This window comes from bacterium, from assembly GCA_035281585.1.
Classification (GTDB): domain Bacteria; phylum UBA10199; class UBA10199; order DSSB01; family DSSB01; genus DATEDP01.
In genome coordinates, this window is sequence record DATEDP010000044.1 from 24163 (window position 1) to 47046 (window position 22884).

15 protein-coding genes are annotated in these 22884 nt (G+C 62.1%); 7 read left to right on the forward strand and 8 right to left on the reverse strand.

Annotation, left to right across the window (positions count from 1 at the left end):
- The first annotated feature begins 28 nt into the window (after positions 1-28).
- From ppdK to VJR29_03395, 3 genes are read left to right on the forward strand one after another with little or no spacing between them, the layout of a single operon-like run.
- Positions 29-2701, forward strand: coding sequence for a pyruvate, phosphate dikinase (ppdK, locus tag VJR29_03385; protein HKY62438.1), 2673 nt, complete (start codon positions 29-31; stop codon positions 2699-2701).
- Complete coding sequence (locus VJR29_03390) at positions 2701-3984, forward strand: hypothetical protein (GenBank protein HKY62439.1); 1284 nt, start codon at positions 2701-2703, stop codon at positions 3982-3984. The genes ppdK and VJR29_03390 overlap by 1 nt, the downstream gene beginning before the upstream one ends.
- Complete coding sequence (locus VJR29_03395; protein ID HKY62440.1) at positions 3926-5128, forward strand: hypothetical protein; 1203 nt, start codon at positions 3926-3928, stop codon at positions 5126-5128. Before VJR29_03390 ends, VJR29_03395 begins: the two co-directional genes overlap by 59 nt.
- Here VJR29_03395 and VJR29_03400 read toward each other — a convergent pair.
- From VJR29_03400 to VJR29_03410, 3 genes are read right to left on the reverse strand one after another with little or no spacing between them, the layout of a single operon-like run.
- Positions 5125-7122 carry a hypothetical protein gene (locus VJR29_03400; GenBank protein ID HKY62441.1) on the reverse strand — a complete coding sequence of 666 codons (1998 nt, stop codon included), beginning with the start codon at positions 7120-7122 and terminating at the stop codon, positions 5125-5127. The genes VJR29_03395 and VJR29_03400 overlap by 4 nt on opposite strands.
- A 31-nt stretch (positions 7123-7153) precedes the next feature.
- Entirely contained in the window at positions 7154-9511 is a 2358-nt protein-coding gene (locus VJR29_03405) for a hypothetical protein (protein HKY62442.1), read from the reverse strand.
- Positions 9512-9557: 46 nt separating this feature from the next.
- Positions 9558-11813 (reverse strand): hypothetical protein, encoded by a 2256-nt coding sequence (locus tag VJR29_03410; protein HKY62443.1) that lies wholly within the window; start codon positions 11811-11813, stop codon positions 9558-9560.
- A 225-nt stretch (positions 11814-12038) separates the two neighbouring features.
- Between VJR29_03410 and smc the strand changes: the two genes are divergently transcribed.
- Positions 12039-15599: a chromosome segregation protein SMC gene (smc, locus tag VJR29_03415; protein HKY62444.1), complete on the forward strand. Its 3561-nt coding sequence runs from the start codon at positions 12039-12041 to the stop codon at positions 15597-15599.
- 54 nt (positions 15600-15653) lie between these two features.
- On the opposite strand, the gene VJR29_03420 is transcribed toward smc, so the two are convergent.
- The gene (locus VJR29_03420; protein ID HKY62445.1) at positions 15654-16313 is read right to left on the reverse strand and encodes a hypothetical protein; all 660 of its coding nucleotides are present in this window, start codon (positions 16311-16313) and stop codon (positions 15654-15656) included.
- Positions 16314-16462: 149 nt separating this feature from the next.
- Here VJR29_03420 and VJR29_03425 point away from each other — a divergent pair, with 149 nt between their 5' ends.
- The gene (locus VJR29_03425) at positions 16463-18151 is read left to right on the forward strand and encodes a hypothetical protein (GenBank protein HKY62446.1); all 1689 of its coding nucleotides are present in this window, start codon (positions 16463-16465) and stop codon (positions 18149-18151) included.
- 70 nt (positions 18152-18221) lie between these two features.
- Here the strand turns inward: VJR29_03425 and VJR29_03430 are convergent, their stop codons facing one another.
- The 3 genes from VJR29_03430 to VJR29_03440 form a co-directional block, all read right to left on the reverse strand.
- A complete protein-coding gene (locus tag VJR29_03430; GenBank protein ID HKY62447.1) occupies positions 18222-19205 on the reverse strand; it encodes a hypothetical protein in 984 nt (327 codons plus the stop codon).
- A gap of 228 nt (positions 19206-19433) precedes the next feature.
- Positions 19434-20063, reverse strand: a complete 630-nt coding sequence (locus tag VJR29_03435) for a hypothetical protein (GenBank protein HKY62448.1) — start codon at positions 20061-20063, stop codon at positions 19434-19436.
- 12 nt (positions 20064-20075) lie between these two features.
- Positions 20076-20282: a hypothetical protein gene (locus VJR29_03440; protein ID HKY62449.1), complete on the reverse strand. Its 207-nt coding sequence runs from the start codon at positions 20280-20282 to the stop codon at positions 20076-20078.
- Positions 20283-20487: 205 nt separating this feature from the next.
- Between VJR29_03440 and VJR29_03445 the strand changes: the two genes are divergently transcribed.
- Positions 20488-21132, forward strand: coding sequence for a DUF2490 domain-containing protein (locus VJR29_03445; GenBank protein HKY62450.1), 645 nt, complete (start codon positions 20488-20490; stop codon positions 21130-21132).
- Here the strand turns inward: VJR29_03445 and VJR29_03450 are convergent.
- Positions 21115-21882 carry an exodeoxyribonuclease III gene (locus tag VJR29_03450; GenBank protein HKY62451.1) on the reverse strand — a complete coding sequence of 256 codons (768 nt, stop codon included), beginning with the start codon at positions 21880-21882 and terminating at the stop codon, positions 21115-21117. The two genes, VJR29_03445 and VJR29_03450, sit on opposite strands and share 18 nt — an antisense overlap.
- A 41-nt stretch (positions 21883-21923) precedes the next feature.
- Between VJR29_03450 and VJR29_03455 the strand changes: the two genes are divergently transcribed.
- A complete protein-coding gene (locus VJR29_03455) occupies positions 21924-22445 on the forward strand; it encodes a CAP domain-containing protein (protein HKY62452.1) in 522 nt (173 codons plus the stop codon).
- Positions 22446-22884 lie beyond the last annotated feature (439 nt).

Sequence of the window (22884 nt, forward strand, 5' to 3'; positions counted from 1 at the left end):
GTGCCCAAGGCACGGCGAAGGAAATCTTATGCCACGTCCCTGGGTCTATTTTTTCGGAAACGGCAAAGCCGACGGCAAGAGCGACATGAAGAACCTGCTCGGCGGAAAGGGCGCCAACCTGGCCGAGATGAACCTGCTGGGCCTGCCGGTGCCGCCGGGCTTCACGATCACTACCGAGGTCTGCACCGCTTACTATCAGAACAACCGCCAATATCCCGAGGGCTTGAAGGAAGAGGTCGCGCAAAACCTGGCCAAGGTCGAGGCGATCATGGATTGCCGCTTCGGCGATCCTGAGAAGCCGCTGCTCCTTTCGGTTCGCTCCGGCGCCCGGGCCAGCATGCCCGGAATGATGGACACCATCTTGAACCTGGGGCTCAACGACCAAACCGTCCAGGGCGTGGTCGCCCGCTCCGGCGACGAGCGCTTCGCCTACGATTCCTACCGCCGCTTCATTCAGATGTACTCCGACGTGGTCTTGGACGTGGATCGCGAGTTCTTCGAGCATCAGATCGAGGAGCGCAAGGAGCAGAAAAAGATCCGGCTCGACACCGAGCTCAGCGCCCAGGATTGGAAGGAATTGGTCGCCGTCTTCAAGAAGCATGTCCGCCAAATCACCGGCAAGGACTTCCCGGAGGATCCCAAGGAGCAGCTCTGGGGCGCGGTCGGCGCGGTCTTCGGCTCCTGGATGAACAAGCGGGCCATCGAATACCGCCGGATCAACGACATCCCGGAAGCTTGGGGCACCGCGGTCAACGTTCAGGCCATGGTCTTCGGCAACATGGGCAGCGACTGCGCCACCGGCGTCGCCTTCACCCGCGATCCCTCGACCGGCGAGAAGCGCTTCTTCGGCGAATTTTTGGTCAACGCCCAGGGCGAGGACGTGGTCGCCGGCATCCGGACCCCTCAGCCGATCAACCTCGCCGGCAAGAAGCATGACAAGTCGGATTTGCCCTCGCTCGAAGAGGTGATGCCCGAGTGCTACCAGGAGCTGGTCAACATCTACCAGAAGCTCGAGAAGCACTACCGCGACATGCAGGACATCGAGTTCACCATCGAGAAGCGCAAGGTTTGGATGCTCCAGACCCGCAACGGCAAGCGCACCGCCCAGGCGGCGGTGAAGATCGCGGTCGACATGCTGAACGAGAAATTGATCGAGCGGAAGGAAGCCATTCTCCGGGTCAACCCGGCCCAGCTCGACCAGCTCCTCCACCCGATGCTCGATCCCAAGGCCAAGAAGCAGGTCATCGCCAAGGGCCTGCCGGCCTCGCCCGGCGCGGCTGCCGGCAAGGTCGTCTTCTCGGCCGAGGATGCCCAGCACGCCCACGAAAAAGGCGAGAAGGTCATCTTGGTTCGATTGGAAACCTCGCCCGAAGACATCCACGGCATGCATGTCGCCGAGGGCATCCTGACCGCCCGCGGCGGGATGACTTCGCACGCCGCGGTGGTGGCTCGGGGCATGGGCAAGCCTTGCGTCACCGGTTGCGGCGAGCTGGCGATCAGCTATTCGAAGCGCCAGATGTCGGTCGGCGAGCATGTGATCAAACAGGGCGACTTCCTCACCCTGAACGGCTCGACCGGCGAGGTGATTTTGGGCAAGGTCCCGACCATCGAACCCGAGCTTTCCGGCGACTTCGGCATCTTCATGAGCTGGGTCGACGAGTTCCGCAAACTGAAGGTTAGGACCAACGCCGACACGCCCCACGACGCCAACGTCGCCCGCCGCTTCGGCGCCGAAGGCATCGGCCTCTGCCGGACCGAGCACATGTTCTTCGAGGGCGACCGGATCGACGCGGTCCGCGAGATGATCTTGGCCGACGACCGCCGCGGCCGCGAAAAGGCCCTGGCCAAGATCCTTCCGATGCAAAAGGGCGACTTCAAGGGCATCTTCCGGGAGATGAAGGATTTGCCGGTGACGATCCGGCTGCTCGACCCGCCGCTCCACGAGTTCCTCCCCCACACCGACGACGAGATCCAGCAAGTCTCGGAGAAGATCGACCTGCCCTTCGAGCGGATCAAGAAGAAGCTCGAGACCCTCCACGAGTTCAACCCGATGCTCGGGCACCGCGGCTGCCGGCTCGGCATCTCCTTTCCCGAGATCTACGAGATGCAAGTGCGGGCGATCATGGAGGCTGCCTGCGAGCTGGCCAAGGACGAGGGCTTCAAGATCATCCCCGAGATCATGATCCCGCTGGTCGGCCACGTGAACGAGCTGGCTTACCTCCGTCAATCGACCGAAGAGGTCTGCAAGAAAGTCCTGAAGGAAAAGGGCCTCCAGCTCGAATATTTGATCGGCACCATGATCGAATTGCCGCGGGCCGCGCTCACCGCCGACCAAGTCGCCCGCGAAGCCGATTTCTTCTCTTTTGGCACCAACGACCTGACCCAAACCACCTTCGGCCTGTCGCGCGACGACGCCGGGAAATTCCTGCCGGCCTACCTGGAAAAAAAGATCTTGCCCGAAGACCCCTTCGTTAGCCTCGACATCGAGGGGGTCGGGACCTTGATCAAGTACGCGGTCGATTTGGGCCGGCGGACCAAGCCCAAGCTCAAAGTCGGCATTTGCGGCGAGCACGGCGGCGATCCCCGCTCGGTGGCCTTCTGCCATAAGATCCATCTCGACTACGTCAGCTGCTCGCCCTACCGGGTTCCGGTGGCCCGGCTGGCCGCGGCCCATGCCGCTCTCAAGGAAGGGGATAATTGATGTCGGGCCTCAAGAAGAAACTCGGAATCCTCGGCTTGCTCCTATTGGGGACGGCCTCCTGCGCCGACGACACCTCCATCTTCAAGAACATCCCCTTGACCCTCGACCCGATCTTGCTGGCCAACCCGATCGCGATGGTCGGCTCCAGCGGCTCGAAGCGGCTCTACGTCGCCAACTCCAACAACGAGGTTCTCTGGTTCGACTCGTCTTTTTACGTCCTCGACATCAGCAACCCGGTCGCGCCGACCGCGGTGGCGGTGATTTCGATCCCCAATTTCTCGGGCAATATGCTGCTCGACGAGGCCCGGGGCTTCGTCTACCTGCCCAACCGCCAAAGCCCCGACGAGTCCACCACCGTCGATCATGTGCTCCGGATCAACATCAACGAGGCCTCGCCGGCCTTCCTCAACGTCGAAATTTTCGAGTCCGGCGAGGATCCCTTCGGCGGCTTCTTCGACGGCGTCGATTCGCTCTACGTCTGCGCCGACGGCGAGGCTCTGCGCTACGACGTCAACAACCTGACCAATTTCACCGCGGTCGACCTGGCGGTCACCACCGCCGACGGAAGGCTGATCGAGGCCGACGACACCCGCGAGCTTTCGCTCTCGCCGTCCGGCAACAATCTCTTCGTGACCAACCGGACCGACAGCATGTTGATCCTCAACGTCAGCCAGTTCCCCGCTCCGACCGCGCCGGGCCGGACCAATTTGGGCACCGAGGCCGTCGACTACATCGTCAACGGCACGATCTCGACCCGCGGCGCGACCCGCGACTCCCGCTTCCTCTACATCGTCGACGGCGTGCCGCCGGAGCTGCGGGTGATGAGCGACGTCGGCTTGGCGCCGGTCAACGGCGCGCCCCAAGAGATCACCACCGGCTCGCTTCAGGTGGCCTCGATCCCGGTCGGCAGCGACCCCGGCGAAGTCATCGTCGATGAGGTCAACCGGCGGGCCTACGTCGCCAACACCGACGATGACACCGTTTCGGTCATCGACACCGACCTTTTCGTCGAGATCACCCGGGTGGCGGTCGACAACAATCTGCCGCCGAACTTCGATCCGGGCGACGGGCCTTTCCCCTTGGCGCTGGCCAATGTCGACGGCAAGAACTACCTCTACGTGGGCAATTTCTTCAGCAACAACATTACGGTGGTGGACGCCGACGCTTTGGCGGTCCTTTCCTCTTTCCCCGACATTCCTGAATTTGAAGAGGACGAAAGTGAAGATGATGACATCGACTTCGACAGCGTTACCCAAACTCCGGGCTTCGGCAACACGATTTAAGCGGTTCGGAATCGCCGGATTCCTCGCGGCGCTCAGCCTGCTGGGCCTTGGCTGCTCGGGCAACGACGAGAACGATCTTTTGCTTTTCCCGGCCATCGTCGCGGTCGATTCGGAGTTGAACCGGGTCTTCGTCGTCGACAATGAGTTCAACGGGCTGAACCTCGTCGACCCGCTCATCGATCAGGCCATCGGCTTCGGGGGCGACGACCAGCCCTTGCTCGACGGCGAGGACGAGCAGCTCTTGCCGCTCTTCCCCTCCAACGCCGCGGTTGCGGCGTTGCCCGGCGGGGTTTCCCGGCTATTCGTGGTCGGCGGCGGCGTGGCGCCGATGAATCAGGTCACGGTCCTCGACTTCGACGACGTCAACTTGATTCGGCGGGCGACATTCTCCCCGATCGCGGTCGCCGGCACCGAAGAGGATTTTCTGCCCGGCGTGACGGTGGCGCCCGACCAGGGTTTGCTCTTCGTCTCGAACTCGGCCAGCGGCATGGTTCACGCTTATCAGATCGAAAGCGGCGCCGAAGCCGTCGGCTCGCCGATCGCGGTCGGCGGAATTCCCGGACGGATGAACTTCGATCCGGTCAGCGGCCTCTTGGTCGTTTCCAACGCCGGGCTGACGACGGTTTCATTCATCGACGCCGACGATTTGGCGGCGCCGGTTCAAACATTGGAAGTGGGGATGACCACCCGCGACGCCGCGGTTGCGAGCAATGGCAGCGGGAGCGCGCTCTTCGTCAACGGCAGCCAGCTCAACCTGGCCCGGGTCTTCCGGCTCAATTTGGCCAACTTGCCGGCTTCGGTCCAGCTTTTCGAGCTGGCGCCCAATGCGCCCGACGTGCCGATTCCCGACCCCAACTTCGTGCCCGGTACCTTGAACTACGCCAAGGCCGCGCCGCTCACCGACGGCCGGGTCGCCGGCTTCTTCACGATGTCGACCGGCGATTTGGTCGAGCTGGACCTGTCGCCGGATTTGACCACCCTGACGCCGGCCATCACTTTGGTCGGCGCGATCAGCGCCGAGGGTTTGGATACCTACGTCAACGCTTCGGGCCAGGCGACCAAGGTCTATTACGCGTCGCCCGGCGTCGGCACCCTCACCGCGGTCAACCCGCTCAATAACCTCTTCATCGATCAGATTCCCTAATCTTCGGACAGATTGGGGCTACGGTAACTCTGGGGCACCAGGCGCTGGATCACCCTTTGCCGCAACCGGGCTTCGCTGAATTGGTCGAAGTAGTCGGGCCCCGCCTCCAGATATTCGCGCAGCGCCGGCTGCTGGAAATATTTGGCCAGAGCCTCGGGCTTGGCATTTTGGGGGGGAGCGGGAAGCGGGGCTTCTCCCAGCAGAATCCGAAGCAAGCTGGCATGGGCAATGGCGGTTCTCAAGTCGAAGCGGGGTTCGGCGGGTTTCCCGGCACCGGCGGCAAATTCCTGGAGCTGCCTTTGCTTGGTCCGGAGTTGCAAAGCGATTTGATCGATCACCCGCTTGTTCCTGCTCAGGTTGAAGAGCAGGCTCCGGGCTTCGGCGATTCGCCGGGCGCTGTCCAAAGGCGCGGCCGCTTCGACGATCATGAAATATCCGCTCAAGGTGTTTTCGGAAAACGCCGAATTCAAGTAGGGCGCGATTTGTTGGATCAGACCGCGACGGTCGGCCGGCGGAATCGAAGGCAGGACCTGGCGGAAGGCTTGAAGGGCTCGAGGCTCCGCCCCCTTTTTGCCGCTTTGGACTACGTGAACCAAATCTTTCAAAAAGCGAACTCGGGCCGATGGCGGCTCGATCCGGGGAATCGCGGCTTCCAAAAATTCGATGGCCGCCAAAGAGGTTTGGATTTTATCGATTTCTTTCCCCCAGAACCTTCCTTTTGCCAAGCAATGGCTCGCGTATTCGGCGCCGTTTTTCAGCGCCGCCGGTGGAAGGGTAGGGGCTTTGGCTGTCAGGTTCTTGAGGACTTGAGCTTCCCGCTTCAGCTCAGGTCCGTAATCGGGCCCGTTTTTGAGCTTCCGGGCATCCATAAATTCGATGAGACCCCAAGCGAGGGGGCCTCCGGCCAATAGAAGGATCTCGAGCAGCATGAAGGGATCGAGACCGGCCATCGACATTCGGAGGCCTTCGGTTCCGGCCCAAGCCGCGGGGCTTCGGAGCAGGATGCCCAGGCCGGCTGCGCCGCCCAAGGCTTTGGCAGGGACTTTTAGAGTTTGGAGCAAGGAGAGATCCAAGGCCCGTGGCAGCGTTCGGCTTCGCCATTCCAGCTCCCGCATCTGCCGGGCATAGCCTCGGCCCAGCAACCCGGTGCCGAGGCGCATGCCGGCGCCCAAGCTGATCATCGAGGCCAAGGTATCGGTCACCGCGGTGGCGTCGTCGACTTGGGGTCGCAGGCCCAACCGCGTTTCGGCCCAATGGGCGGTCAAGAGGCCGCCGAAGAGCGCCGATTGATGGACGAGGGGATGGCTGTAGCGGGCGAAGGCGGCGCCTCGAGTGAGTGCGCCCCATTCGTTGACGCCGTGAAGCTGGGCCAGGCCTTGTTTTCCGGCCAGGCCGAAGAGCTTGATCGCGCCCAAGCTCAGGGCGGCGCTTTGCAGGTCCCGGCTCCAAGGGTTTTGCACCTCGAGGCCGCGGAGGACCCGGCCGGTGGCGACGAAGGTCGGCACTTCGGCGGCGAAAGCCAGCGAGCCGGCGCTAAGTCGCGCTCCCAAACCGCGGCTGTACCAAGCGGCCGGGCCGGCGGCCAAGGCCCCCAAGCCGGCCGCTCGGACCAGCCCGGCGACGGTGGTGCCGGCCAGCATCGGCAGGATCATCGCCGGATCGCTGGCGTCCTTGACGAAGCGCGAGATCAAGATTTCGGCCCGGGCCCCGATGGCACCGCGGCCTTCAAGGGCCGCGATCGCTTCACCGGCCTTTTCCGACAGTTCCGGAAATTCGGTTTGGGCGGCGACGGCGGCATAGAGCTTGAGCGCCCAATCGAGCTGATCGCGGTTCTGGAACCGCCGTCCCAGCCGCAGCAGATCGCCATAAAATATTTCGGCGTCCTGCTCGCGGCCCAGCGACTCCAGCTCGGCTAAAAGAGTAGGGGAAGGTGCGGTGGTTTCATCGCGCGGCCCTTGCAGCAGGCTGTTCGCGACATTTTTGAACTCGACCATGCGAATCTCGAAAGCTCCCGAGCCCTCGGATTCATTTTTCCGGTCCCAGAATCAGTTTGGGCATAAAAGCCTCCCGATAGGCGGCATTATGCTGGTGATAAAGCTTGTCATCGACCACGATCCAGCGCAGCGGCACCGGCCGCCCCTCCTGAAAGGGGCCGATGTTGCGAGGCCGGGAATAATCGCCTTCGCCGATCAGCCGGGCCTTGACGAAACCGGCGCCGGCGAAGAAAGCGGCGGTGGAGCGGTGGTGGCCTTCCTCGATCAGAAAATTCCCGTTGGGCTGTTCCCAAACGTCGATGCTCGGCATGGGGGCTCCGCGCTCGATTCGTTGCTGAAATTTTCTTGCCCGCGAGCGCTCCACCGCGAAGTGATAAGGCCGGAAAAAGATCCTGGAGGTCGGGATGTAGGCCAAGTCGGAGCCGAGCTCGATCTTTCGGTCGGCCGGCAGGAGGCCGAAGCCGTCGAAACCGAAGGGCAGGTGCTCCTCGATGAACTCGGAGTAGCTTTTGCCGAGCTCTTGGGCCCTTTGCTGCAAGCTCGCGGGCGAAAATTCCCGGGTCTGGAGCAAGCTGCGGTAGAGGAAGGCCTGGTTCTCGACATTGAGGTCCTCGGCTTCGAGCCGACGCCAGCGGAGGCGGCGGGCCTGGGCCGTCTTGGAATGGTAGAACTCGGCATCGAAGCCGCTTTCCTTGTCCCAATAATTTAAAAATTGGGGATCGACCTTCTTTGGCTGACCTAATTCCTGGATCGCTTCGAGAAAAGCTTCGGCTTCGTGACGATAGAGCGGGGCCAGCTGTTTCACAAAGCCCTCGAAAGCTTTCGGCGGCAGGTCGGCGGCGATTTGGTGAAAGATGCCGTCGAATTCGGCCGAGCCGAAATGGAGGTCTTCGAGCTTTCGCATCAGGGCCAAGTTGGAATCGGTGACCGGAATCTTTTCCTCGGCGATGGCCAGCGCCAGATGACTCAGGGCCTTCGCCTCGTCCCGCGGCAGCTCCGGATTTTCGTGCAAGAGCCGCCGGGCCAGCTCCCGGACCGCGCTGCTCGGGTGGGGTAACCATGAATAAAGCGCGGTGAGATCGCCCAAGACAGCGAGGGACTTGAGCAGCGCCGGCAGCTGTTTGGGGCGCTTGGAGCGCGCGAGAAAGTTCAGCACCCGATCATGATAGAGGCCGATCAGCTCTTCGACTTTCGGCGAATGTTCCGTTTGCTCTCGCATGGCCCGGAGCAAGGTTGCCAGCGGCGGCAATTGGTCCGGCGACATTTTGGGAATGGCCAGCTTGAGCGCCGCCAAGTTGCTGGCGGCCTGATCGAGCAAGGGAAGGAGCTCGCCTTGGACGTCGGTGGCGCCCTGCAGGGCCTTGCCCCAGAATCTCGGCTTGGCCGCCGGGTCCTTGAATTGGCTGATGGCCCAATGATGACCGGGTCCAGGCCCTTCGCCCGCCGCGGAAGCCAGGGCCGGAGCGAAGGCCGGATTCCAAGTTGAAGTTTCGCTGCCGAGAGCGGGCGGCCGGGGCTTCGACCGCAGCTCGAGCTCGGCTTGAAAGCGCGCGAAATCGCGGCCGAGCAGGCCGCGGCCCAAACGGGCGCCGGCTCCGAGGCTGATCGTGGCGGCCAGAGTGTCGAGAACGAGATTCGCTCCGCTCAGCTCGGGGCGGAGACCGAGCCGGCTTTCCAAGCGATGAGCCACGAGCAATCCGGCGAAGGTCGGCAGCTCGGTGGGCATCGCTGGCGCCAGGGCCCGGCCGGCAAAGCCCACCAGCTTCAAGGTGCCCAAGGTGAGCGCCGAAGGGATCAGCTCGGTGGCGAAGCTTGGTTCAGCGGCCGGGCCGATGCCGGCGACGCGACGCAGCGACCGCGCGGCCAAGACGAAGCTGGGAACCTCGGCCAAATAGCCGGCCGCGCCCGAGGCCAGGCTCAATCCCAAGCCCCGGGAAGCGAAGCCCGAGCCGGCGAGGAGCCGGGAAGCGGCGGCTGCCCGGGCTATGCCATAGACGGCGCTGCCGGCGATCATCGGAACGATCAACAGCGGATCAATGGCTTCCTTGGCGATTCGGGAGACGAGGATTTCAGCTTGGGCTCCGAAGCTGCCCTGGCCTTCGAGGGCCGCGAAGCTGCTCCGGGCCTTTTGGGCCAGCAGCGGAAAGCTCTTTTGCTCGGCGACCTTTTCGAAAAGGCGGCGGGCGAAGTCGGGACGCCGGCTTTCGATGCGCCGGCCCAGCCGGTAGAGGTCGGTGAAAAAGATTTCGGAGTCTTTCTCCTTGGCCAAGGCGGCGAGCTCGGCCTGGCAGGCTCGGCTTAAGGGCGAGCTTCCGCCCCGAGCCTCGTCCAGCAGGGGGCCTGCGACATGGTTCGCCGAAAATCCGTCAACTGCACGGAACACTGCCATTCGGAAATCCTCACCCGAGCCAATCTTTGCTTCTTCAAAAATAAATCTATTTGCGCTCGGGGTCGGTCTTCTTGAATCCGAGCAGCTGTTCAGCGAGCATCTCCCGGATCGCGGCGCTGGTGACCGGCTTGATGAGGGAGTCGCCGTTGCGAAGGTAAGCTTGCATGGCGGGTTGATTCAAATGCTCGCGGAGCGAAAAATCGGTTTCGAAATTGGGCGGCCGGTAACCCTCCGATTCGCCGAACAGCTCCATCAGCTTGTGGGCTTGGACCAGCGCATCTTCGAGGTTAAACCTAATGTTCATGGCATCTTCCGAATCCTTGAGGAATTTCCGGAGCGTTTCCTCGATTGGAGGTGCCGGCGGGTTCTTGACCTGCTCCTCCAAGACCTCGATGCGGCTCTGGCGCTGCCCCGGAATCACCCCGCCCTCGGGATTTTTTTTCAGCTCGTAGAGCTCGTTGACCAGGCCTTCTCGAATTTCCTGATATTGCTTGTCCAGGAAATTGCGGAGCTCCCGAAGCACCGATCGTTGCCGCATGAGCAGGGCGGCATTGTTGTCGAGGTTGTTGTCGCGACGGTCGCGTTGGAAGTCCAAGGCCTTCGCCGCTTTTTCATAAGCCTCGGCTCGTTGCTCAACACCCAGCTCCATGGCCAAGGCATTGAGCAAGAAAAAGGCGGTCAACGCTTTATCCGGTTGATAGGCGCGGGCTCCCATTTGGACCCGGTCGAGCAGCTTCGCTCTTCCTTCCTTGCCGAGATGCTTGAAAGTTCGACCCAGCGCCGCCAAGGCGAGGGGACTGAAGTTTTCCTTCCCATCCAAAATCAGATCGACCCAGGCCGAGAAGACTCGAAATCTCTGTTGAGCATCGAGGTGGTTCGTTTCCAAAGCCTTTTCCATGAAATTCATCGCGGCTTCTACCGTTGAGGCATCGCCGCGCCGGCGGCCGGCCATGCTTTCCTTCAGAGAATTTTCCGCCCGGACCGTTTCCTTGGCCAGCTTGGCCGGGAGCATGGTCGGAATGTCTTCTCCGAGCCGGTTCAATCGGTTGGCCGGGCCGGTCGGCGCTACGTTGGATCGGTAAATTCGGTAAATCCCATAAGCAATGGCTCCGCCGAATACGAGACTGGAAAGGATGGTCGCGGTCAAGGTCGTGGAATTCCAGCGCCCATCGGAGGCATGGGCCAAGGGGCTCCGCAGGAGAACGCCGAGACCGGCAGCGGCGGCGGTGGAGGCGGCGTTCAAGCGCGGCAGCTCCAAGGCGAGGGACGGCAGCGGCAGCGCCTTTTGCACGCTTTGCGTCCGCCATTCCAGCTCGTGCATTCGCCGGGCGTAAGCCTCGCCCAGCAGGCCTCGACCCAAGCGGGCGCCGGCCCCCAAGCTGATCATCGAAGCCAAGGTGTCGGTCACCGCGGTGGCGTCGTCGACCTGGGGCCGCAGCCCCAGCTTCGTCTCGACCGAATGGGCCGACATCAGGCCGCCGAAGAGCGAGGCTTGGTTGACCAAGGGATGGCTATAGCGGGCTAAACCCAGGCTGCGAGTCATGACGCCGTATTCGTTGACTCCGTGGAGCTGGGCCAATCCCTGCTTGCCGGCGAAGCCGAAGACCTTGATCGCGCCGAGGCTCAGGGCGCCGGTCGAGAAATCCTGGCCCCAAGTGGCTTGGGGAGCCGAGCTCATCGCCCGCAAGGCCCGGCCGCTCAAGACAAAAGCCGGGACTTCGGCGGCGAAGCTCAAGCCGCCGGCAGTGGCGCTGGCACCGAGACCGCGGCTGTACCAAGCCGCCGGCGTGGCGGCCAGCCGGCTCAAACCGACGCCGCGGACCAGGCTGCCGACCGAGGTGCCGATCATCATCGGGGCGATCATCGCCGGGTCGCGAAAATCCTTGCTGAAGCGGGAAACCAGCACCTCGGCCCGGGCCCCGATCTCGCCATGGCCTTCGAGGGCCGCGACCGACTTCTTGGCCCGTTGGGCCAGCTCGGGAAAGTCGTTTTGGCCCGCGACCAAAGCATAGAGGCGCTGAGCCCATTCGGGCTTGTCCCCGCCCTGGAGGCGGCCGCCGAGGTGAAGGAGGCCGCTGTAGAAAAGCTCGGGGTCGCGTTCCTTGGTCAAGGACTGGAGCTCGGCCCAGAGGCCGTGACCCATCTGCTTTTGAAAAGAGGCGACTTGTTCGGAAGAAAGGGAGTTGAAGGAAGGGAGCCCCAGCAGCGAAGCCGTCAGTCGGCTTGCCGAAAACTCATCCCCGGCCGGCGTCGGTTTCGAACCAATGCCAAGTCCGGTCTCGGTCTGGATTTGTGCCCCCATACCAATTCCTTCGAGATATCATGGCCTCGGGAAGGCCATTTCAGCGTTAATGGTCCTTCATCTATCGGGTAAAAAGGCCCTTAGTTGCGGCCTTTGCTCTTTACAGCCGAAACGGCTCCATGCTAACTCCGAGGAAGTCGGGTCCTAAGAGGGGACCTTCCTTCCAGGTCAGAAATTCCAAAGATTTCATATATTTATTGTCCTCGTGCGCGTGGAGTTTGGCTTTTGAAGATCAAAAGACTGGAAATCCAAGGATTCAAATCCTTTCCCGACAGGACCGTGATCGACTTTCAGCAAGGGATCACCTCCATCGTCGGCCCCAACGGCTGTGGCAAATCCAACATCGTCGATGCCATTCGTTGGGTCATGGGCGAGATGAGCGCCAAGCACCTCCGGGGCAAGGCGATGGAAGACGTCATCTTCGCCGGCAGCCAAACCCGGCCGCCGACCAATTTCGCCGAAGTCACCATGGTCATGGGCAACGAGGACGGACGGGCCCCGGCGGCTTACGCCAATTATTCGGAGATCGCGGTCACCCGCCGGCTCCACCGCTCCGGCGAGAGCGAGTACGCGATCAACAAGACGCCTTGCCGCCTGCGTGACATCTACGACGTCTTCCTCGGCAGCGGCGTCGGCACCAAGGCCTATTCGATCATCGAGCAGGGCAAGATCGGCCAGATCATCACTTCCAAGCCCGAGGACCGCCGCACCATCATCGAGGAGGCGGCCGGCATCAGCAAGTTCAAGAGCCGCAAGGAAGCGGCGCTGCGCAAGATCGAAGCCACCAAGGGCAATCTGCTCCGGCTCGCCGATATCCTGGCCGAGCTCAAGCGCCAGATCAACTCCATCGACCGCCAAGCCCGCAAGGCCGAACGCTACCGCGAGACCGAGGTCGAGCTCCGCGACCTCGACTTGCATCTCTCGAGCCACGACTTCCTCCGGTGGAACGGCGAGCTCGAGGAGCTGGAGCGCGGGCTCAAGGCGCTGGAGGAAGGCGAGGCCGCCCTCAGCGCCGAGGTCGCCCAGCAAGAGACCCAAATCGAAACCGCCCGTCTCCGTTTGGTCGAGCTCGAACGCCAACTCATGAGTTTGCAGGAGGTCCTGTATGAGAAGAACAATTCCCTTCAGCTCCATCAGGCCGGCATCGACTATAAGGGTCGCGAGATCGATTCGCTCGGCCGACAGAACGAGGCCGCAACCAAAGACATCGAGGTGGTCAAGGGTCGCTTAAGCGAGCTGAGCCAGGCCGTCGCCGCGGCCAACGAGTCCCAAGTCGGCATCGATCTCGAATTCGCCGCCGCCCAGGAGAATTCGCAGAACCTCGAGGCCGAGCTTCAGGCCAAATCGGCCGAAGAGCGCGACGGCGCCTTCGCGATGGAACGGCTCTCCCATGAGATGATGGCCTTGCTCCAAAGCCTTTCCGAGCGAGGCAGCCGCAAGGAAGCCGTCCAGCGGCGCAAGGTCGACTTGGCCGGCCGGATCGGGAAGGACCAGGCCGAGATCGACGAGATCGACCGGCTGATCGGCCAGCAGAACGCCAAGCTCCGCGAGATCCACGCCCAGCTCGGCGAGGTTAAGCAATTCAAGCTCGAGCTGATCCAGCAGGGCGACAGCATCGCCTCCAACATCGCCGGCCAGCGCGAGGAGAGGGCCCAGGCCGAGGCCAAGCTCCACGAGCTGAAGGACAAGCTGGCGCTGAAGCGCTCCCGGCTTCATTCGCTCGAGGAGCTGGAGCGCAACTTCGAGGGTTACAAGGACGGCGTCCGCAACGTGATGACCAAGCGGAGCCAGCTCGATCCCGACAGCGCGATTTACGGGACGGTGGCCGACATCGTCGAGACCGACTCGCATTACGAGATGGCGGTCGGCGCGGTCTTGGGCGAGCGCCTCCAGTACGTCGTCGTCAAGAGCCAAGAGGCCGGCGTCGAGGCTTTGCAATATCTCAAGACCGAATCGATGGGCCGGCTCTCCTGCATTCCGCTGGAGGTGCGGGAGGAAGGCGAAGACGCCCATTTCCCTTATGGCGAGGAGCACGGCGTCCTCGGCCCCTTGCAGCATTTCGTCCGGGTGAAGCGCGATTACGACAAGGTCGGGCGCTACCTCTTCGGCGACGTCGTCCTGGTTCAAAACCTCAACCGGGCCCTCGACCTCTGGAGCAGCAACGGCCACCGCAAGACGCTGGTCACGCTCGACGGCGAGGTCGTCGATCCCTCCGGCATCGTCACCGGCGGCTCGCGCGAGGGCGGGGCCCAAGCCATCCTCGAGAAGAAACGCGAGATCAAGGAGCTGCGCCATGAGGTCGGCGTCGTCGAGGCCCAGGTTCGGGAGCAAGTTTCCCAGGTCGAGCGCTGCGGCGCCCGGATCCAGATGCTCGAGCAATCGCTCGAAGCCCTGAAGCGCGATTCCCACAGCGAGGAGCTCAAGATCGTCCACCAGGAGCAGGACTTGAACCACCTCCAGACCGAGCTTCGCCGCCTGACCGAGCGCCGGGACAAGCTCTCGCTCGAGATCTCGGCGGCGATGCAGGAAGAATCGGACTTGGTCCGGGAAATCGAGGAGCTTGAGGCTGAAATTCTCGGGATCGAGACCAAGAAGACCGAGGCTCAGGCCAAGACCGAGGAGACCAAGCTTCGCCAGGCCGAGCTGCGGACGGCTCTCGACCTGCTCCGCCAGCAAACTTTCGAGCAGAAGTCGCGGCTGGCCCTGGTCGCCGAGAAGAAATCCAACCTCGAGCGAGAATTGCAGCGGATGGTCGAGGAGCGGGCCGCGGCCCAGCAGCAGCTCGACGAGCGCCATGCCTCGATCAGCGCCGCCAACCAGCAAGTGGCCCAGCTCAAGCGCGAGATCGAGGAGAGCCGCGAGCTTTTGGCCAAGCTGGTCGTCGAGATCCAGGAACGGGAGGCCAAGGCCGTGGGCCTGCGCGATGAAATCCAAGGCTTGAAGGACCTCATCGCCTCGCTCGAGGCTTCGCTTCGCCAAAACCGGACCCAGGCCGAAGGCCTGCGCCAGGAGCTGCACCAGCGGGTCTTGGGCCTCAGCGAGGGCCGGACCAAGGTTCAGCTCCTCAAGCAGCAGATCTTCGAGCGCTACCACGTCGATTTAGTGGAGAAAGCGCCGGAATTCGCCGAGCGGCCGATCGAGCGCGAAACCCAAGCCGCCAAGGTCGCCGAGCTGCGGGAAAGGCTCGAGAAGATCGGCCCGGTCAATCTGGGTGCCATCGAGGAATACGAGGAGCTCAAGCAGCGCCATGAGTTCATGGACAAGCAGTGCACCGACTTGACCGAGTCGCTGGACGCCCTGCAGCGGGCCCTCAACAAGATCAACCGAACCACCAAGAAGCGCTTCCAAGAAACCTTCGACACCGTCAACCAGCTCTTCCAAGAGGTCTTCCCCAAGCTCTTCAAGGGCGGCAAGGCCGAGCTCTTGCTCACCGACCCCGAGAACATCCTGGAGAGCGGCGTCGAGATCGTCGCGCAGCCCCCGGGCAAGAAGCTCCAGAGCGTTTCGCTGCTCTCGGGCGGCGAGAAGGCCTTGACCGCGGTCAGCTTGGTCTTCGCGATCTTCATCATCAAGCCCTCGCCCTTCTGCTTGCTGGACGAAGTCGACGCTCCGCTCGACGACGCCAACATCGACCGTTTCAACGACATGGTCCGCTCCTTGGTCGACCGGTCGCAGTTCATCCTCATCACCCACAACAAGCGCACGATGGAGATGGCCGACACGCTTTACGGCATCACCATGGAGCAGCCCGGCGTCAGCAAATTAGTCAGTGTTCAATTGCAGTAGCCCTCCCCCCTCGCGGGGGAGGGTGGTTTCGCCCAGCGAAACCGGGAGAGGGGACTAATAAGCGCTCGAGCCGTTGCTGACCCGCGAAGCCCCCCGGAACAGAGCCAGGGCCGCCGCGATCTCGTCGGAGCTGTGGAGGACGCTGCCCAAGGCGCCCCAGCGCTGGGCCATCTCGGGAGTTTTGCCGAGGCTTTGGCCGATCCGATAGCCGCCGTAGGCCAAGCCCAAGCTGATCACGCCGACGCCGAAGTCGGTCGAGGCCTCGCGGAGCGCCGCCCGGTCGTCGGCCCGCCAGGCGGCGACGCCATTCCAAGTGCCGCGCGCGATGAAGACCCCCGAAACTCCGGTGCCGAGCCAAAGGAGGCCGCGGGAGAATGCCCGGGCGTAGGGATTGGGCAGCCAAGCCCCCAGCGCGACGATGGTGCCGACCACGCCGCCGACCACGATGGGGTGCTCGTAGGCGTCGTGTAGCATCCGGCGGCCGCCTCGCGGCAAGCCCAGGATCATTTCGGTGAGGAATTCGCCGGTCGAAATCTCGTGATAGCTCGTCACCCGTTGAATTTCGGCCTCCCGGCGGCGGCGGAAGTCTTCCATCGCGTTGAGCCGGCGGGCCAAGGGCGAGGGCTCGGGCGGGGGCGCCGAAGCTATCGGGATGCTTGGGGTAAAGGGTCGTCGCGGCGGCGGGGTCATGGTGTCGTAGCCTTTCCAAAACAAATGAAAACAATTTTCAAAAATGTAGAAATCCGAATCGGCGCCCCGCGTCAAGAAAAAATTCAAATTTTAAAGGGCTTTTTTGATTTCTGATTGACAGCCGCCAGGCCCTCCACTAGCTAGCGAAAGCTATTTTCAGCTTAGGAGAGCCCATGGAAAAGCGGCGTTTGGATTGGAAGTTCTTGTTCGTTTTCGGCCTCGCGGTCTTGTCGGCCTGCGCTTCGCCGATCGTCCCCGAAGAGGAAGAAGAGGAGGCCGATCCGGCCGAGGTCGCGATCGGCGAGCGGCTGTTCCAGGAAACCCGCTTCGCCCAATTTTTCTTCGCCAATTCGGCCGGCGTGAACCAGGCCCTCGCCGTCGGCGATCCGGTCCTCGACATCAGCGAGACTTTGGCGGCGGCCTTGCCCGGGCCTTTCGCCGGCAAGTCGATGAACTGCGCCGCCTGTCACCTGGTCGACCAGCAGTTGAACGTCAGCGGCGGCGGAATGCGGACCTACACCGATTTCGCCGAGCGCTCTCCGATCCCGGCCCGCGAGGACGGCAAGACCCATGCGCCGCGAAATTCGCCGCCGCTGGTGAACTCGGCCCTGCCGCGGCCCGGCGATCTCTTCCTCCACTTCGACGGCGAGTTCGCGACGATGCCGGATTTGGTCAAGGGGACCCTCACCGGCCGTAATTTCGGCTGGCTGCCGGGCGAAGCCGATACCGCGATCGCCCATGTCGCCAAGATCATCCGCGAGGACGACGGTCTGGGCGACATCGCCCAGAGCTTCGACGGCCTGGCCTATCGGACCCTGCTTACCGGCACCGACCCCAACATTCCGGCTGACTTCCGCCTGCCGCCGGAATTCCGGATCGACGTGGCTTCGGCCAGCGACCAACAGATCTTCGAGGCCGTGGCCAAGCTGGTCTCGGTTTACGTCAATCAATTGATTTTTTCCCAGGATGCCCGGGGCAATTTCAACTTGTCGCCCTTCGATGAGTTCCTGCGGCTCAACGAATTGCCGCGCCAGCCCGAAGCCGGCGAATCCGATCTCGACTACAGCCGCCGGCTGCTCGCGGCGGTCGATAACCTGCCCAATCCGGTTTTCGTGGCCGCCGGCAGCAAGAGCTTCGCTTTCCACGACCAGCCCTTTGAGTTCGGCCCGGCCGAGCTCGAAGGAATGAGGATCTTTTTCCGCGAGCCTTCGGCCTTGCCGCTTCCGCCGACCGAGGTCGCCGGTGGAGGCATCGGCAATTGCATCGCCTGTCACGCCGCGCCGGCCTTCAGCGATTTCAGCTTCCACAACACCGGCGCCACCCAGCGCGAGTATAACGGGCTCCACGGCGACGGCGCCTTCCAGGCGCTTTTCGTTCCGGACTATGCCGCTCGCCAAGCCGATCCCCAGGCATGGTTGCCGGCCTCGGCGCTCTATCCCAACGGGACCGGCGTCTTTTTGAGCATTCCTCAAGCCGACCGGCCCGAGCTGACCGATCTGGGGCTTTGGAACGTCTTCGCCAACGACGCCGTTTCCAAGCCCCAGGCCGGACTGCGCGATCTGCTCTGCCGCCGCTTGAACGACGTCAATTCGCCTTGCACCGCTCAGGAGCTTTTGCCCCTGGCCTTGGCGGCCTTCAAGACGCCGGGGCTCCGCGATCTCGGCCATTCCGATCCCTACATGCATAACGGCAAATTCCCGACTCTCGAGGCGGTGGCTCTCCACTACCTCCAATTCTCGGAGCAGGCTCGGAACGGCGGGATGCGCAATCCGCCGGCCGAGTTCCAGGGCATGGCCCTGCGAGGCGAGAACTTGCCGCTCTTGGTGAAGTTCCTGGATTCGCTGAACGAGGATTACGAGTAGGGGCGGGGGCTTGCTCCCGCCCTTTTGCACGGAGAGGGTTGGGCGGACAGGGCACCCGCAAGGGGTGCCCCTACTTGGTGAAAGGCACGGCGCCGCTGAAGGCGGTTTGCAGCCCCAAGAAAACCTGATTGGAGGCATAGTACTGGCCGTGAACTCCCCGATATCCCATCGAGAGCAGGAAGGATTCGCTGGGATAGTAGCCGGCCGAGAACTCGAGGTGATTCTCGCTGATCGCAATCGGCGGGTTGGCCTCGCTGTCGGCGGTGGTCGACTGGGTGATCCAAGAGTAGGCTCCGCGGAAGAGGAAATTGTCCGGCGCCAGCATCAGGGCCAAGGTCACCGCGCTGCGCTCTTCCACCGCCGAACCTTGAAAACCGCCGTAGCGGTGGGTGAAGCCGAAAACTCCCGAAAACATCCCATACTCCAAAGCCGCGCCGATCCCCTGTCCGTGGACTAGGCCGGGCTGAGACTTGAAGGAGGTGGCTTCGGCCTCGGGCTGGACCGTTCCATAGGCCGCCAAGGTCAGGGTCGGGGCCTCGCTGTGATCCTCCAAGCCTAGAGTCACCAGGCCCTCGAGGATTCCGAAGTGCGAACGGTCCTTGCTCTTGAGATAAGCGACATTGGTCTTGAGCTCGCGGAGGGTGCCTTCGTCATTGTCGATGTGATAGAGCGCTTCGCCGCCGAAGATGCCGAGGTCGGGGACGATATTGGCGAAGTTGGCCGCGACGCTGTAGGCCCGGTTGGTGAGAAGGCCCTCGACCTCGGTCTTCTCGTAATGGTGACGGCCGAGGCGCAGGTAAAAGGAGTCGCGAATCGCGAGACCGCCGCTCAGGGTGAAATTGAAAGGCGGGGTGAGGTCGTAGTGATCGACGCCGAGCGGGGAGGCATCGACGTCGTGCAAGCTGCCTTCGAGGCCGCCTTCAAGGAAGACCGGCTCGTACTCGAGGCCGAGCCCGCCCTCGAGCTTGAAGCCCAAAGGGTAGGTCGTCGTATCCTGAAAGTTGGCCGGAAGAACGCCTACTCCGGCGATGTTCCAGCGAAATTCGTCCCCCATGGCTCCTCTCTCAGACCCTCTTGCCCTTAATTAGTGAAAACAGCTTTCAGCTTATCGCCGGGCGATCGCAAAAGTTTCGCCTTGGTGGGGCGGGCCTGAAGGCCCTTGCTACAATAATGTGGCGAGGGGCTTTAGCCCCGCTTCCTCAGTCCCGCTTCCTCATAATAAAAAACGGGGCCGGCTTTGAAGCCGGGCCCCGTTTTTAGCGGGTTTGTTGGGAAGCTTTTTTTAAGCGTAATAAGCTCGAAGGCCGCGCAAGGCCGACTCGATGCTGGCGCTGGCGAACATCGCATCGTTGAAGCCGATGTCTTCGTCGCTGCCGCCGACTTGAAAATCGTAGGCATAGGCCGCGAAGACGGCGTCGACCGGATCCATGCCGGGTCGGGGATCGAGCTCGGTGACGTCATGGGACTGAAAGACGGCCCGAATGTCTCGCTGCACCGACTCGTCGCGGATGCGTCGCCAGCCTTGGCCGCGGGCCGAGCACTCGGCCATCAGGCTTTGGGCGGCGCTACGGCCACCGCCGGAGTCCAAGCGGCCGATGGTTTCCTGCAGCTGGTTGTAGGCGGCCCGGCTTTCGTTGGCCGCGATCAGCCGATCGCCGTCGGCCGCCCGATTGAGGGCGGCGATGGCCAGGCGGGCTTCGGCGAGATCGAGTTGCCGGCCTTCGTCAGGCGCGGCTTCGCCTTCGGCTCGCTCGTTGACGGCGGCGGCCGCCCAAAATGTGTTGTTGATTTGGTCGATCGACGATTGCCGGCTGGAGGTTTCCCAGCCTAAAAACTCACGAGCGCAGGCTCGTTCGATGGTTTGGCGGTACAGGGCTTCGACTTCGGGGCATAGTGTGAAAGTTCGGGACACGGTTTCCTCTTTTTAGTGGGCGAGATGAGGCGAATAGGGCTGGGAAAAGCCCTTGCTCTGCCGTTCATGCTTGGCCAAAACCTCTTGGGCGGCCTCGATCAGCGATTTCAGCTCCTCGACTTCGAGGAAGAAGGCGCTGCGCCCCAAATAGAGGGTGGCGTGGCCGCTGGGGCAGATCGAGACCCCATAGTGGGGTTTGTTTTGACATTCCTGGCTCATCGCGCCCTCCTTATTTGAAAGTTAATTTCAATTAAGTGATGGTTTAGGAAACATTAAGAGAATTGTCAAAGAAAAATGGGAAATAGTTAATGAAATATATTTTCAATACGAAGCCGCAGTGTTCACCGCGAATTCACCGAACCGGCTTGAGGTCTTTTCGGAACTCCCGCAAAAAGACTGCAAACCTTAGATGGGGGTGTGTTCCATGAGGAAGAAGCTTTGCGGCCTGCTGGCCGCACTGGGGATTTGCTTCAGCGTTTCGGCTCAGGCTCAGTCCGATTTCCAGCTCTGGACCGAGCTCAAGTATGCCCATCCTTTCGGGAAGTCGCCTTGGACTCTGCACTGGGCCACCGAGAATCGCTGGGGCGACGACGTCACCAACTACATCACGTTCAACACGACCCTGGGCTTCGACTACCGGGTCTTCAAGTGGTTCAAGCCCGGTTTTTTCTATCGCTTCGAGAAATCGGACGGAAAACCCCGGGAGAACCGGATCTTTCCTCAAGCCGAGTTCATCGGGCGACTGGGGCCGGTCGAAGGCTCGACTCGCCAACGCTTCGAGATCCGGTTTTTCCCCGATGAGACGCGCTTCCGCTATCGCTCGCGATTCAAGGTGGCTTTCCCGATCAAGGCCAAGCCGGTCTCGTTTTCGCCGTATCTCTCGGAGGAGATCTTCGTCGAGCCGAGCAACGGCGGCTTCAACCAAAACCGCTTCGCCGCCGGCAATGCCTTCGGCTTTCTGGAGGGCAAGATCGTCTTCGATCTTTATTACATGCTGCGGATGGACCAAGCCGACCCCGATTGGAGCAAGAAGCACATCCTGGGTACTTCGTTAGGTCTTAAGTTCTAGGATGAGGGGGCAGTGATCCGAACCCTGGACTTCGGGTTGGTGATAGATCTTCTCGACCCGGCCGCGCAGCTCCGGCGTGATGAAGAAGTAATCAATCCTCCAGCCGATGTTCCGCGGCCGGGCGCCGGAGCGGTAGGACCACCAAGTATAATGATTGGGGTCGGGGGTTCTTTCCCGAAAAATATCGACGAAGCCGCTGGCGATGAACTTGTCGACCCAGGCCCGTTCCTCGGGGAGGAAGCCGGTGTTCATCTCATTCTCCTTGGGCCGGGCCAAGTCGATCTCGCGGTGGGCGGTGTTGTAGTCGCCGCAGAGGATGACCGGCTTGCCGGTCTTTTGGCGGAGGCCGTGAGCATATTCCATCACGGTGTCGCTGTAGCGCAGTTTGTAGGGCACCCTGCCCAGGTCGGGCTGGCCGTTGGGAAAGTAGCCGGTGATCAGGTGGAAGTCGTCGAATTCGGCGCTCAAAGTCCGGCCTTCGTCGTCGAACTCCGGCCGGCTCAGGCCTTCGACCACCGAAAGGGCTTGGCGGTTCAGGAAGATGGCGACGCCGCTGTAACCCTTCTTCTTGGCGGAGGACCAATGGCTGTTATAACCTAAGGGCTGGCGCAGCTCCGGCTCCAATTGGTCGGGATGGCACTTGGTTTCCTGGAGGCAAACCACATCGGGTTTCTCCTGGGCCAGCCAATCGAGCAGGCCTTTTCTGGCGGCGGCGCGTATGCCATTGACGTTCCAACAAGCGATTTTCATAAATGGACCCCTTGATACGATTCTTTTCTATAGCGGCTCTTTTGCTTTGTCTATCCTTGGGCGCGGCGGCTGAGGCCAAGGGCAGCGGAGCCATTCCCTTCCATCTTCAGCAGCAAGCTTCGGGAAAGTCCTTGAGCCCGGCCGAGCTCTCGCGTCAGGTCGAAAGCCGGATCTTCGAGGGCACCAATGGGGTCCGCGAGGCCAAGAAGCTCAAGCGGCTGGGCTCCGAGGAGCTCCTGGTCAAGGCCGCCCGGGACCATGCCCAGGACATGATGAAGCGCAACTACCTTTCCCATAACAGTCCCGAGAAGAAAACGGTGATCGACCGCTTGCGCAAGTATCAGCCCAAGCTCGAGCGGAGCGTGGGCGAAAACCTCCACACCATCTCCAGCGCCCAAGGGCTTTTCGATCCTCGGGCCATCGCCGATCAAATGATGGACGACTGGATGAACTCCAGCTCCCACCGCAAGAACATCCTCTCCAAAAAATACGAATACCTCGGCGTCGGCTGCACCAGCGACGGCCAACGCATCTTCTGCGTCCAAGTCTTCGCGGGACCTTAAGAGAAGAGTTCCTTATTGGTGCCGGCTTGGGCGTTTTTGCCCGGTCGGGGTCTGGGGGTGGGGGGTGCCTCTCTCAAATTCTGCCCGGTCGGGCTAGTCGGGTTCAAAAATCCGCTTCGCAATAAAACTTCGTGGCTTCCTTCGTCAGCCCCGAAGTTTTTTGCTCAGTCGGATTTTTGAACCCTCCTACGCCCTCCCTCCTGCAGAGATATTTTCGAGAGGCACCCCCCACCCCCAGACCCCGCCCTACCATTGTGCCGCTGGAGAGACCTCTTTGCGTCTTTGCCCAAGGTAGGTTGGGGAGGGCCGGGGACTCCTCCGAACGGCTTTTGAACCGTCGATCACCCTAAAGCATCCAATAGACATCGATGGTTCAAGCTTTCCCTGGCCCGGCTTGAGGGCCAGGGAAAAAAGTGAGGAGGATGTCCCCGGCCCTCCC

Excerpts from the sequence above, each read along its gene's own strand:
- ppdK (HKY62438.1), top strand. The coding sequence starts at position 29 with ATGCCACGTCCCTGGGTCTATTTTTTCGGAAACGGCAAAGCCGACGGC.
- VJR29_03390 (HKY62439.1), top strand. The coding sequence starts at position 2,701 with ATGTCGGGCCTCAAGAAGAAACTCGGAATCCTCGGCTTGCTCCTATTG.
- VJR29_03395 (HKY62440.1), top strand. The coding sequence starts at position 3,926 with ATGATGACATCGACTTCGACAGCGTTACCCAAACTCCGGGCTTCGGCA.
- VJR29_03400 (HKY62441.1), bottom strand. The coding sequence starts at position 7,122 with ATGGTCGAGTTCAAAAATGTCGCGAACAGCCTGCTGCAAGGGCCGCGC.
- VJR29_03405 (HKY62442.1), bottom strand. The coding sequence starts at position 9,511 with ATGGCAGTGTTCCGTGCAGTTGACGGATTTTCGGCGAACCATGTCGCA.
- VJR29_03410 (HKY62443.1), bottom strand. The coding sequence starts at position 11,813 with ATGGGGGCACAAATCCAGACCGAGACCGGACTTGGCATTGGTTCGAAA.
- VJR29_03425 (HKY62446.1), top strand. The coding sequence starts at position 16,463 with ATGGAAAAGCGGCGTTTGGATTGGAAGTTCTTGTTCGTTTTCGGCCTC.
- VJR29_03430 (HKY62447.1), bottom strand. The coding sequence starts at position 19,205 with ATGGGGGACGAATTTCGCTGGAACATCGCCGGAGTAGGCGTTCTTCCG.
- VJR29_03440 (HKY62449.1), bottom strand. The coding sequence starts at position 20,282 with ATGAGCCAGGAATGTCAAAACAAACCCCACTATGGGGTCTCGATCTGC.
- VJR29_03445 (HKY62450.1), top strand. The coding sequence starts at position 20,488 with ATGAGGAAGAAGCTTTGCGGCCTGCTGGCCGCACTGGGGATTTGCTTC.
- VJR29_03450 (HKY62451.1), bottom strand. The coding sequence starts at position 21,882 with ATGAAAATCGCTTGTTGGAACGTCAATGGCATACGCGCCGCCGCCAGA.